Origin of the sequence: Bradyrhizobium sp. SZCCHNR1051 (genome assembly GCF_032489615.1) — a bacterium.
Taxonomy (GTDB): domain Bacteria; phylum Pseudomonadota; class Alphaproteobacteria; order Rhizobiales; family Xanthobacteraceae; genus Bradyrhizobium.
The window spans coordinates 36,840-49,129 of record NZ_JAUEYJ010000011.1 but is presented as its reverse complement, the minus strand read 5'-3'; the positions used below and the strand labels follow the sequence as shown (position 1 = coordinate 49,129).

Sequence of the window (12,290 nt, the reverse complement as noted above, 5' to 3'; positions counted from 1 at the left end):
TGATGATCAAAGCCGATTCGCTCCCCGATGACGTCGCGACGCTGAAGGCGCTGGTGCTCGCCGGCCAGGCCGCGCTCTCCGAAGCGACGGCAGCCCAGCTCGCGGCAGAAGCCAAGGCGCGCAATCTCGAAGCCGAGGTCCGCGCCCGCTCGCTGCTGATCGAGCAGATGAAGTTCACGATCGCCAAGCTCAAGCACGAGCAGTATGGGCCCTCGTCGGAGCGCGCATCGGTGCTCGAGCAGCTCGAGCTCGAACTCGCCGATCTCGAGGAGGATGCCGCCGAGGCCGAGGCGGCTGCGCAGATGACAGCCGAGCGGGCCAAGGCGGAGAATATCGACGTGCGGCCGTTCGAGCGCCAGCGCCCGGCACGGCGGCCGCTGCCCGAGCACTTGCCGCGCGAGCGCATCGTGCATCCGGCGCCGGCCAATTGCCCGTGCTGCGGCGGCGAGAGGTTGCGCAAGATCGGCGAGGACGTGACCGAGACGCTGGAGCTCGTGCCACGGCAGTGGAAGGTGATCCAGCATGTGCGCGAGAAGTTCTCGTGCCGCGCCTGCGAGGCGATCACGCAGCCGCCGGCGCCGTTCCATCCGATCTCACGCGGACGCGCGGGCCGCGCCTGCTGGCGCACATCCTGTTCGCCAAATACGGGCTGCATCTGCCGCTCAACCGGCAGAGCACGACCTATGGGCATGAGGGCGTGGCGCTTGATGTCTCCACGGTGGCCGATTGGGTCGGCGCGGCGGCTGCAACCTTGATGCCGCTGGTCGAGGCGACCAAGGCGCACGTACTTGCAGGCGAGCGTCTCCACGCCGATGACACCACGGTGCCGGTTCTGGCCAAGGGCAAGACGCGCACGGGGCGCATTTGGACCTATGTGCGCGACGATCGTCCCTCTGCCGGGCACGCGCCGCCGGCAGCCTTGTTCTTCTACTCGCCCGACCGCGCCGGTGCGCATCCCGAGACGCATCTTGCCGGCTATGCCGGACCGATGCAGGCGGATGCCTATGCCGGCTTCAACCGCCTCTACGAGGCCTCGCGCAAGCCGGGCCCGATCATCGAGGTCGGCTGCTGGGCGCATACACGGCGCAAGTTCTTTGAGATCGCGCCGCTGAAGAAAATGCCAATCGCAATCGAAGCGATCGCGAAGATTGCGATCTAAAGCAGGACGAGATTAAGTTCGATATCCTGAGTTATTGCGGTAATTAGCACATTCTTCTGCGGAGAAGGCGTCGAGGGCAACAGCAATTGCAGCGTAAACCGTGTCGAGGGCTCGCGCTGAGGCCTTGCGTAGGAAGGTGCTTGAGCTTCGCAAAGACCGATTTAATGCGGCACCTTCTTAGTGTCGTCAATCATTCCCAGTAGATTAAGAGAAACGACAGAAGAGCCAAACACTTGCTCGGCCAGTCAGTCACGACGAAGAGAACCGGATCTCCCGCTTCTCCGCGGCGCGCTATGATCCACAACCGAGCGATCCAATAGAGCAGAAGCGGGCACAGTAACCACAAATGATGAGGGTTGTCGTAGATCAACCGGACCTGATTGCTGTCGATGTAAAGAGCCAGGACAAGAACAGCGGAGACACCACTGGCGGTTCCTATGCTGCCCATTACCTCCGCATCGCCCAATCGATAGCCGCGGCCGGGAACTCGAGCGGGTGCGTCTTTTCCTGCAGGGAAAGTCATCAGTTCAGAGTATCGCTTGGCTAGCGCGAGAGACGCGAAAATGAACAGCGAAAAAGTCAGAAGCCAGTTTGAGACAACTACGCCGGTTGCTATGCCGCCGGCCAAGATCCGAAGCATGTACAAAGACGAAAGGACCACGACGTCGATTATGATCTTGTTCTTTAGCACCATCGTATAGGCGAAGTTCGCGACTACATATGCTAGCAGTGCCAAAACGAGATCGGCAGGTAAGAAGAGCCATGACTGCAGAAATGCATAAGAAAGAAGCCCTGCTGTTAAACTGAGCCCGTGTGATATTGGCAACTTGCCAGAGGCGAACGGGCGGTGCCGCTTCTGGGGATGAAGGCGGTCGGAGTCGATGTCGAAAAGATCATTGAAGAGGTAGATTGCAGATGCGCAAGTGCTGAACGAGCCAAACGCTAACATGCACCCGATCAGGTCGCCGACATTATTGAGCCGATGGCTGACGATGATAGGAACAAAGACTAGCAGGTTTTTAGCCCATTGATGTGGCCGGATAGCTTGAACAATAGCACCGAAGTGCAATCCTACCGTCGGGGAGATCCGACCAGGCACAACCATAGTCGAGACGGCAACCGGACCGGGCCCAAATCGCTGCACGACGAATTCATCATCGGCATGTATACAAACGTCGATTTCGGAAAATACGTTACCAAGATAGCAAAATTCATCGAGGCCTCGGGCTTGGCAGTAGCGGAGGATTGCCGCTCTCTTGGCTGCGCCGCTCAGGTCGAGGTCCGTGTCGCTCGCGAGCACATCATCGAAGAAGCCAAGGTGAGCGGCGATTGCGCGGGCGTATATCAGATTGCACTCGGTGGCCAGAATAAGCCGGTATCCTTTTGCTCGCTTCTGGCGCAGAAATTCGACGACATGAGCGTGATAAGGCAGGTGGTTTGCGTCAAGCCGGGAGATGTTTGCAAGCCGGTACTTTAGATACGCACGCCCGCGAAGCCGCCAAATCAATACAAGGATCAACACCAGCGGATTTCGTTTGAACGCGCGCAAGATGGATTCGGCGAGCAAGTCTCCGGCGAACAGAGTACCCTTCCCGTCGACAAACAACACGAGGGGAGCCGGTGACAGCTCCGTTCTGGCATTGAGTTGCATCTGGAGTTCGCTCACGATTCGCTCGCCACGCACTCAATCTCGGAAACTGACGTCGAGGACCAGAAACTTCACACACAAGTCGAGGAAATAGGGCAAGTCCACGACGTACTGGATAGCCTGTGACAGAACGTCCAACAAAGGCCCGCGATCGCAGACGAGGATAGGGCTTTCATGTTTGCGGAGCTTGATCGTCGGAAAGGTGATCTAGTCGACGACCGCTTCGCACACGTACATGGTAGGATCGAGCTTTGCGTAGTATAGGCAACGATCGCTATACCTGGGCTCGCAAAGTCCAGCATCGCCTCGTTAGCGAGGTAGCGAGGCTCGCAAACCTCCGCATCGAAAACCGTCTCACTTAAACGCTTCGCAACGCTGGTGGTCATTGCAGTCTTTCCGGAGCCATCAATGCCTGAAAACATGATGATCATCGGATGACCTCGAAACTGCCAACCGGTTCGACCGTCTTCCTCTCCGTGTCTCGACGTGGAAGAAGTGTCTGATGCGTGGCCCACCAATCTGCATGGAGTTGTCCGAACCGCGTCAACTTTTGAGAAACGAGACGCGTCGTTGTGCTATCTCGACGAAGCGGCGTGACGACTCTGATGCAACTGAAGATGGTCATTGGTCTCTCAGGCCTCTCTCGGCCGATAGCGTCTGATGCGTAAAACCTCTCGGACGAACTTTGGGATCCAGCGCCACCGAAACGTAGACTTTGTTCCAAAAAAAATCATAGGAAACTCGACAACTGACCAGCCGTTGGCCAATGAAAGAAACGTCATACCAACCTGAAACTCTGGTCCGTTCTCGCATCTCGCGATGGCTCCATTTACAAGCCCCCAGAACGGAATATCGCTCAACGCTTGGCGCGGCCAGACCTTGAAGGCGTGCGTGGGATACGTCCCGGTGCTGCCGAGCAAAACCCAAGAGACCCATCTAGCTCCGATCGTGACAAGGCGGCGGTAGATTGGAAAATTCTGTGTCTGCGACCCCCTGATGAAGTACGACCCTCGAAAGATCAATCTTTCAGCCGGCGAAGCTTGGCGTGCGGACTCCAGCATCTTCCACGCGTCAGCGGGGCGTTGCGTGCCGACATCCGCGACGATGACGTAGCGATACCCGGCGTTCAAGGCCGCTTGCAGGCCCAGGCAGGTGTTGAATGCGAGGCCATGCCGCTCTTCTGCCCGAATGAGCGTGATGGTCTCGCCTCCGCTTGCCTGCTGTTTCGAGAAATCATTGATGATAGTGATTGTATTGTCGTGGCTCATTCCATCGAGCAGGAGTATGTCCCAATCGAACTTAGACCACCGCTCCAGAAAGGAAAGAATGGCGTCCTGCTCGTTCAAGACCGGCACGAAGACAACTGCATCCTGTCTTTTAGCGATGCCATATTCTAGGACAGTCTCCTCTGTCATCTAATCCTCACAACTAATATTGCGATCTTTGATCGACGAGTTCCCCGGCATGATGGGCTACCATCCGCTGGAGCCTAATACCGTGAAGCAAGATGCTCTCGTTCTGCCCCGTTCGGCTAGACAATTGTTCCGAGAAAGCAACGAGGTAATCAGGACAGAAGTCAGGGGTCGCGATCAGTTGTTGACCTTTGATTGCCGGTCTAAAAATCCTCTAGCGTGTATGAAGCGGCTGTGGTGCGGGCCTGTCGGTAGATGTGCTTATTCGCTCGAGTATTTCGTTTTCTGCCATTTTGAAGAACAGTATGCCCATGAAGGCATCGAAGCTCTTTTTGACATCGCTCCACGACCGGAGGTACAGGAGTTGCCGGATGACGCGGGATGGCCGAAAGTAAAATTCTCGATATGCACGTCTGACCCAGCGGCTTGCGTTTGGCACGCAGGGCCGAATTGGTCGATCGCGCTTGCCGAGAACAAAGTCCTTCCAGTAGCCGCGATCAATCAGCCCGGCGGCGATTGCGGCCTCCATAAGTGGGGTGCCGGGCAACGGCGTTGCTTTGGTGAACATCACGTATCTTGGGTTGAGCTCCTTGGCGAGATCGATAGTTGCCCGCATGGTCGCGTCAGTTTCGCCCACATATCCGATGATAAAGTAGGCGAAGGTGTCGATGCCGGCATTGTGAGTCCAGCGGAAGATATTTCTTACCTGATCGACGGTGATGCTCTTTTCAACGACCTGCATCATATTGGGGTCGCCTTGCTCGACGCCGTAGCGGAGCATGCGGCAACCGGCGGAATACATCAATTTGAGCAATTCTGGGGTAACGAGATTTACACGTTGCGGCACCTCCCATTGAATTTTGACGTTGCGGGAGATGATTTCCGCGCAGAGTTCCCGTATGTATTTTCCTGGCATGAGATCGTCGTAGAACAATATTTCCCGAACGCCGTAGTTCTCCTTGAGGAACACGATCTCATCGACGATATTCTTCGCGCTTCGGCGCCGGTAGCTCGCATCCGAAGGTGTCTTATAGCAGAAGCCGCACTTATAGGGACATCCGCGCGAGCCCATAATGGTCGATACGGGGCTAAGTCCAATAATTGACGTATACTTTTCCATCGGCAGGAGATCGAAAGCAGGAAACGGCAATGCGTCGAGGTCCTGTATGACGACGGGAGATCCGGAAACGATTTCGCCGTTTGCTTGCTTGTAAGCCAAGCCGGGGATATCCTCCACTGACCTGCCAGACTGCAAAGCATCGCACAGACGAACCATCGCCTCCTCACCCTCACCCACCACGCCGTAATCGATGTAGTCGTAGGTGAGGGTTTCTCGGGCGAAGAGCGCCATATGCACGCCGCCCATTACGACGACGCAGCCGGCACGTTTCCCGAGTTGAGCAGCTTCCTGCGCGCCTCGGAACGTTGGCGTCATCGCGGTGACGCCAACCACTTCAGTGCGGAAGTCCATAATCCGCTGGTAAACCTGCTCAGCGCTGAGCATATCGACGATGGAGTCGATGATCTGAACCGCGTGCCCCGCAGCCCGCAATGCAGAGCCAATGTAGGTCAAACCGAGCGGTGGTAGCGCGCCTTGACGAGCATTAAGGCTGGCGGGAAGTCGTGTGTTAACGTTGCCCAAGTCGTGATGCCGAATCAGTGTAACTCGCATCTGCGCCTCCAATTTAGTAAGATGCCATCGCGTGTTGCGCGGGTTCGCTCGTGACTTGCGTTTCCCGAGTCTTCCGTTCGGCGGAGTTGATACAATTGGGCATGTGTGTCGTGCCTTGAGTAAAAAGCCCTCCTTAAATCTGCGTACAGTTTAAGGTAGAGTAGCACCTGTCGTACTATTGTAGTTGGGAAGCGGACGTGTCAACCAGAATTTGAAGTAAGTGCTCGCTGCTCAGATCTGTCAGCGACCCAACGGATCGCAATTTCCAGCGGGAGCGCGTCTATTGCTGAATCAGGTGCGCGACAACGCGAAGCCTACGATAAGGGACAAGCCGATTATAGCAAGGCTTGTATGCAGCGGATCCTAATAACGATGCTCAGCAACACGCCCAAGAGCCGTGCGCGAGAAATGGTTTGTCTACCAGAATAGCGACTACGAGAGCAAAGGCTGTCTCAATCCGGGTCCGACACATATGTAGGTTCGTCACGAACTGATTTGAAATGTTTTGGCGCAGATTGACCTGCCCCTAAGAAATTCCTCCGGATCGAGTTAGAGTCCGCCCTGACGAAGGACGGACAGATGAAGCGAAAGCGGTTTACGGAAGAGCAGATCATAGCGGTGCTGAAGGAGCACGAGGCTGGGGCGAAGACGTCCGATGTGGCCCGCAAGCACGGGATATCGGAGGCGACGTTCTACAATTGGAAGGCGAAATTCGGGGGCATGGACGTGTCCGAGGCCAAGCGCCTCAAGGCCCTTGAGGATGAGAATGCCAAGCTGAAGAAGCTCTTGGCCGAGCAGATGCTGGACGCAGCAGCGCTGCGGGAGTTGCTTTCAAAAAAATGGTAGGGCCCGCTGCCAAGCGCGCCGCAGTGGCGCATCTGCAGACCCTGATGGGACTGTCGGAGCGGCGGGCCTGCTCGATTGTAAGTGCGGATCGGACGATGGTTCGTTACCGATCGCGTCGGCCGCCTGACGCCGAGCTTCGGGTCCGCTTGCGCGAACTGGCCAATGAGCGCCGGCGGTTCGGCTACCGGCGGCTGTTTGTCCTGCTGCGGCGGGAAGGCGAGCCGTCCGGCATCAACCGCATCCACCGGCTCTATCGAGAGGAAGGGCTTGCCGTGCGCAAGCGTCGCGCCCGCCGCAAGGCGTGTGGGGTCCGCGTGCCGATCCTGGTGGAAGCCAGGCCGAACGCACGCTGGTCTCTGGACTTCGTGTCGGACCAGTTCGCCAATGGACGACGCTTCCGCATCCTCAACATCGTCGATGACGTGACCAAGGAGTGCCTGGGCGCGATCGCCGACACCTCGATCTCGGGCCGGCGGGTGGCACGGGAGCTGACCTCGATCGTCACCCGGCGCGGCAAGCCGGGTTCGATCGTCTCGGACAACGGCACCGAGTTCACCTGCAACGCGATGCTGGCCTGGCGCAAGGACAACGCCATCCACTGGCACTTCATTGCGCCGGGCAAGCCGATCCAGAACGCGTTCGTCGAGAGCTTCAACGGCCGGATGCGCGACGAGTTCTTGAACGAAACCCTGTTCTTCGGTCTTGACGACGCCAGGCGCAAGCTTGCTGCCTGGGTCACCGACTACAACGGCGAGCGGCCGCACTCCTCGCTCAAATACCAGACGCCGGCGGCCTACGCCGCCATCCTCACCGCAACGGGCGATCGGCTGCGCAACCCCGACCAGCTCCGCCGATCGCCCGTTGCTCCACCCGCGCCAGTCGGCGTACAACGCAACAGGACTCTAACTGCGGCTGGATGAAACTTCGGTGGCAGGTCACTTCTCCTCGCCCATCCGTCCCATCCGCTGGCGCGAACGCGTCAGCGAGGAGCGGTCGAACACCGGCCGGTACTGTAAGAACATCTCGCCGCAGAAGAACTGGCAACAGTGGTTCTCCACCCAGCGCTCGCACAGGAACTCGTTGGAGAAGTCGTAGGTGTGTTTGAGGAGCGCCAGTCACTTCTGCCGCGCTCGTGTGGGACTCATTCGGCTCCTGGCTGCAAACCATCCGTCCCGGAACCCCGCTATCGGAAATCGTCGCTTCTCTCGCGCAATTCTTATCCGACCGGCAGGACACCGACGACATCGGGCTATTTCGCTTGGCTTGCTGATGACAATAAAGCGTCTTTGAAATCTACGGTGTAGTTGAAATTTATTGGTCAATCAGAATGCCATCGGCATCTGTCTAACAACACAGCTCAAGGATATTTCGGTTACTGCCCACCTCAACTCAATTCGATGAATTAGCTTCGGTAAGGGAACCGAGCTCTCCCGCTGCCTTCAGCACTATATTACATACATCTACCGGTGACAGCGAGGATGTGTCCACTATCAACCACTGTTCATTTTTTGGTAGTATCGACATTGAGAATTCATCAAACTCTTGATGAAGTACTGGATCCGATGAAAGGAGAGCGTTTCTCGTTCCTTTAGGTGGTCGAGAGGCGGCCCTGGCTCGCTTGGCATCTATACACGAATGTAGATATATTTGGGTACTAAATTGATAGTGCCGTTGTTCTATTCTCCTGGAGTACTCGACAAACTTCTCGCCATGGAAAAAGCGATTTCGAGCAACTTGGGAAATCCAATTTCGCTCCTGTATAGCAAAGTTATCTAGTTCGCGCGGGTTGATATCATCAAGTAAATATGCCGCCGTAAGCATCCAGTCACTTTCTTCTAAAGATCGCCCCTCCGAAGGCGCGGACAAAAATTGGATGATGGGTTCTTTCGATAAAAAGCACTTCCTATGGAAAGCGTTGAGCCCGAACCGGGCGAGACAACCAAGCAAGTTGTTGGCGAGTGTCGTCTTCCCTACAAAATCGGTTCCTTCGATTACTATGCCATTTAGCACCGGGCGTTCCATTCAGAATAACCTCCACAGGCAAGTGATGTCGTTCCTCATTCAGCCTGAAGCTCAGCGTTTCAACTATCTATGAGGCCGACTTTATACACCCGACCGGCGTCACGTCGGACCGGTGAGGTACGTGGCATAATGCTCAAGACGTTGAGTGAATGTCGAAGCCTGAATACACGATATTTGCAGAAGTAACTAAATATCAGTTGGGCGAGTGGCGTCAACTATTAAAGCCACGAGGCTGGGTCAAGATACAGGTCGGGGTGGGTTCGTCGCTCCGGCGAGGAGCTCGAGGGGGTGGATTGCGGCAGGACCCTATGCGAAGGCGCTAAGTGGTGGAGGGGCGCGCCAGCATGGCCTCTCGCGACAGAATCTGTTCACTTGGCACGGTCAGCGTGCTGAGCGTGCCAGTGGATGAAGCGCCGCTCTTCGTCCCGGTTGTATTGGGGCAGTGTCTTGGCGGATGGGGGCAATATCCAAGAACGCGAGGGCCTTTCGGTTGAGGCTCTCCCAATGTTTGGCAGGCGTCGACAGCGATTGAGCCAAGCGATCGAACGTTGGACGAGCCATCGCTTTGGCAAGACGGCGAAACCGTTTGTAGTATCAGCACGCTTGACCTTTCCCGCATCGAGTTGCCGAAGGATTGTGGGCACGGTGGCTTGAAAGATTGGCCCCTGGTAGGGGCCATAAACGTAGAGCTTCTGCAAAAAGGGATATAGGCCAAAATGCGTGGCCATCACCAACGCTCGCCGTCGCTATCCTTGATGTCCGCCGAATGCACGAGGGCGTGTAGCAGCAAGCCCGGGTATCGACTAGGAAGGGGCGCTTCTCGCCTTCGATCTCATTTCCCGCATCGTAGCCATGCGGGTCGATCCGCGCTCCCTTTTTCCGCGCCCTTGACGCCTCGTCCATAGTGGGGGCGCCGGGGCGTGCTTCTCGGTTGGCCAAATTTCGGCGTTATTGAGCGTACCGTCCCAATCTTACAAGCCAAATTCCGAGCATGGTGCTGCGCGGCGATAGATGCTTCGGGACTGCTCGCCATTGGCACAAACGCTGCTCAGTGCATCAAGCCATTAGCTCCTCTCGCACGATCCTCCGCTTGCTCACTTGTCTGGTGCAATCAGCGGAGTCTACCAATGCCCATTGCTCGTCCGTCAAGTCACTCGGATCGTGCATCCGGCTGCGGTCGTAGTGACCAATGTTCTCTTTCGCCAAAGTCGAAGCTCCTCTCCAAGTCGTCCCTTTGAATCACAACTCACTTCGATGGTTCAATACGTGTTCGGAGATACACTAAGGCATAGACTTCAGACATAATCATTGTAACTGCTTTGCGAAATTGGCAAAATGGGTCGGCGGACAAATGCGCGACTGTCGCGCATTTTCGACTGTTGCAGGTGTCGCTGAACCTACATTCCGCCCGAGGATTGGGTGTGTGAGCCGGCTTGAATGTCTTGGAAAATCTCGAAGTGGCCCTAGACGTCGGGCGTCACCTGAAAGCTGTCACTGCCGATTTGGAATTGGCGTCCATGAAGGCGAGCATCGACGAGGCAAACCGCGCATCGGTCAGCAGCTATCGGGGGCCCGGCCTGGGGAGGGTCTGGCCATGGCGAGGTCAAAAGCATGCGTAATGTATCCGTCGTCAATGATATCCACGAGATCGACCAAGCCGAAACCCTGGCTGCCATCGTGGATTTGGTTGCGGAGTCCTGCCTTCCTGCGTCGTCAGCCGGACTTGGTGATCCGGGCCGCCAGTGCCACTGGCGGTGTTCTGCATGGCACGAAAGCTCAGTTCCTGGCTCCATGGGATTGTAAGAACATCATCGTCAAGGCGCATGAGGTCGTACCCGAACTTGGTATCATTCTAGGCAGGCGCGGCAGTTGGTTTGGCCCTAACGATCTTGTGGTCGACGTGCTAAGCATCGGTGAGATGCAGCAGCACAGCGTTCCGTTGACCATTGATATTGCTCATGCGGTGCGGGCCCACGCACTAACGGCGGCTCGATTGGCGGCCAGCGCGAAGGCGCGCCAGTTATAGCCAAGGTTGGCAGCGGGCGGACAGTGTGTTCCTGGAGTTTCATTGCGAGCCCGACAGAACGCTTTGCAATCGGCTTAGCTGCCTCCGATCGAAGCGGTGACGAGTTTGCTTTCGACCTTTCAAGGCGGTGCATCGGGCCGTGAGGGCGTAGAACGAGGCCCAAAATTGTTTCGGTCGGAACCTCGAGCACGTTGAGGGGCAGAGTGGGCAGGACGTTATCGTCGAGTTGTCCGTGCGTAGGGCCGACAAATCAATATGCCGATTGTTACTAGCTTGTTGGTCAGAGTTTGGTGGTGCAAGGTATATCGAACAAAGAAGCGGATCGCTAATGAGTGACATTTCGAGCCGTGTCCGTATCGAGGAGGCGGAGACTATCTGCCAACGGAAATATCTGCTGCAGTCGGTCACGCTTTCGTGGCGACGAGGCAACGGCGCGTGGGAGGCGCAAAAGCGAGAGGTGTACGATAAGGGCAATGGCGCGGCCATTCTACTCTACAACCTCAAACGCCGATCTGTCATTCTGATTCGGCAGTTCCGCCTACCCACGTTCCTGAACGGGTATCGCGAGCTTCTGGTCGAAGTGCCTGCCGGCGGGCTCGACGGCGCGGAGCCGCAGGAACGTATCCGTGATGAGGTTGCCGAAGAGACCGGCTATGTTGTGGGTGGTGTGAAGCAGGTTTTCGAGGCGTTCATGAGTCCCGGGGTATTCACCGAGAAGTTGCACTTCTTTGTCGCAGAGTATGATTCCGCATCCCGGCCGGGGATCGGTGGTGGATTGGCGGAGGAGGGTGAGGATATCGAAGTGCTTGAGATCTCCTTTGCGCAGGCCTTTGCTATGATCGCGTCCGGAAATATCGTGGATGCCAAGACTATCATGCTGTTGCAGCATGCGAAGATAAACATCTTTGCCGACTGACAGCGATAGCTTGGAGATGGCGCCTATTGCTAAGTGCCGCGACGCAAGTCGCTGGATTGGCCGGACATGCCTGGTCGCCCGAGTTCCTCGAAGTGAGGAGATACTCTCTTGAGCTTGACGCGGTCGTCAGTGTTTCGAATTGCCAGTTGCATTGGCGTGGGTTCGTCGTGTCTGCCACGCGCGGGCGTCGCGGCCAATGAAATTCGGTTGGCGAATGCGGCAGTTTAGACGTTGGGACCGGAAAGGGTTCGTTGAGCTAGGCTAGCTTGTGGGTGTTGAGATTGTTCCGAACCAGGACGACCTCCGCCGAGTTAGCAAAATGCACGTCCGACAAACACCTGAGCGTATAAGCATAATCGATGGTGTGGCGCTCGGTCACTTTTCTTCCAGGGCCGTGAACAGCTAGAAAAAAATCTAGCGAGTCTGCTGCGTTCTCATCTGCGTTGAGGCCGAAGTCAGACAGGCGAGCAGGCGCCACGGGGGCGTGAGACCTCTGATAGACCTACAGCACGTCTTACATGCGAGCGACAAGAGCCGCGCCGGCCCCGGCGGAATCACTCATTGCTGTTTGACGGTCTGAAGTGCGGTT

7 protein-coding genes and 3 pseudogenes are annotated in these 12,290 nt (G+C 56.7%); 4 read left to right on the top strand and 6 right to left on the bottom strand.

What is annotated here, in order from left to right:
* Positions 1 to 2 precede the first annotated feature (2 nt).
* Positions 3 to 1,150: pseudogene (gene tnpC / locus QW868_RS15065) on the top strand (IS66 family transposase); the annotation flags it as partial.
* Positions 1,151 to 1,349: 199 nt separating this feature from the next.
* On the opposite strand, the gene QW868_RS15060 reads toward tnpC, so the two are convergent.
* The 3 genes from QW868_RS15060 to QW868_RS15050 all read right to left on the bottom strand — a co-directional run bounded on the left by QW868_RS15060 (position 1,350) and on the right by QW868_RS15050 (position 5,891).
* Positions 1,350 to 2,825 (bottom strand): UbiA family prenyltransferase, encoded by a 1,476-nt coding sequence (locus QW868_RS15060; RefSeq protein ID WP_315792660.1) that lies wholly within the window; start codon positions 2,823 to 2,825, stop codon positions 1,350 to 1,352.
* A 614-nt stretch (positions 2,826 to 3,439) separates the two neighbouring features.
* Positions 3,440 to 4,222, bottom strand: a complete 783-nt coding sequence (locus tag QW868_RS15055) for a glycosyltransferase (protein WP_315792658.1) — start codon at positions 4,220 to 4,222, stop codon at positions 3,440 to 3,442.
* 211 nt (positions 4,223 to 4,433) lie between these two features.
* On the bottom strand, positions 4,434 to 5,891 hold the full coding sequence (locus QW868_RS15050) for a B12-binding domain-containing radical SAM protein (RefSeq protein WP_315792656.1): 1,458 nt from the start codon (positions 5,889 to 5,891) through the stop codon (positions 4,434 to 4,436).
* 579 nt (positions 5,892 to 6,470) lie between these two features.
* Between QW868_RS15050 and QW868_RS15045 the strand changes: the two genes are divergently transcribed.
* A protein-coding gene (locus tag QW868_RS15045) for an IS3 family transposase (RefSeq protein WP_409998462.1) occupies positions 6,471 to 7,657 on the top strand; the annotation gives its coding sequence in 2 pieces (ribosomal slippage) (positions 6,471 to 6,723 and positions 6,723 to 7,657; 1,188 coding nt in all).
* Positions 7,658 to 7,693: 36 nt separating this feature from the next.
* Here QW868_RS15045 and QW868_RS15040 read toward each other — a convergent pair.
* From QW868_RS15040 to QW868_RS15030, 3 genes and pseudogenes are all read right to left on the bottom strand, one after another.
* Positions 7,694 to 7,852 (bottom strand): annotated as a pseudogene (locus tag QW868_RS15040) (transposase); the annotation flags it as partial.
* 274 nt (positions 7,853 to 8,126) lie between these two features.
* On the bottom strand, positions 8,127 to 8,759 hold the full coding sequence (locus QW868_RS15035) for a hypothetical protein (protein ID WP_315792652.1): 633 nt from the start codon (positions 8,757 to 8,759) through the stop codon (positions 8,127 to 8,129).
* A 381-nt stretch (positions 8,760 to 9,140) separates the two neighbouring features.
* Positions 9,141 to 9,926 (bottom strand): annotated as a pseudogene (locus QW868_RS15030) (transposase).
* A gap of 427 nt (positions 9,927 to 10,353) precedes the next feature.
* On the opposite strand from QW868_RS15030, the gene QW868_RS15025 reads away from it, so the two are divergent.
* Together QW868_RS15025 and QW868_RS15020 are read left to right on the top strand one after the other, a co-directional pair.
* Positions 10,354 to 10,785 (top strand): hypothetical protein, encoded by a 432-nt coding sequence (locus tag QW868_RS15025; RefSeq protein ID WP_315792650.1) that lies wholly within the window; start codon positions 10,354 to 10,356, stop codon positions 10,783 to 10,785.
* Between the two features lie 328 nt (positions 10,786 to 11,113).
* On the top strand, positions 11,114 to 11,701 hold the full coding sequence (locus tag QW868_RS15020) for an NUDIX domain-containing protein (protein WP_315792649.1): 588 nt from the start codon (positions 11,114 to 11,116) through the stop codon (positions 11,699 to 11,701).
* Positions 11,702 to 12,290 lie beyond the last annotated feature (589 nt).

Coding starts and splice junctions, on each gene's coding strand:
- QW868_RS15055 (WP_315792658.1), bottom strand. CDS start 4,222: ATGACAGAGGAGACTGTCCTAGAATATGGCATCGCTAAAAGACAGGAT.
- QW868_RS15050 (WP_315792656.1), bottom strand. CDS start 5,891: ATGCGAGTTACACTGATTCGGCATCACGACTTGGGCAACGTTAACACA.
- QW868_RS15035 (WP_315792652.1), bottom strand. CDS start 8,759: ATGGAACGCCCGGTGCTAAATGGCATAGTAATCGAAGGAACCGATTTT.
- QW868_RS15025 (WP_315792650.1), top strand. CDS start 10,354: ATGGCGAGGTCAAAAGCATGCGTAATGTATCCGTCGTCAATGATATCC.
- QW868_RS15020 (WP_315792649.1), top strand. CDS start 11,114: ATGAGTGACATTTCGAGCCGTGTCCGTATCGAGGAGGCGGAGACTATC.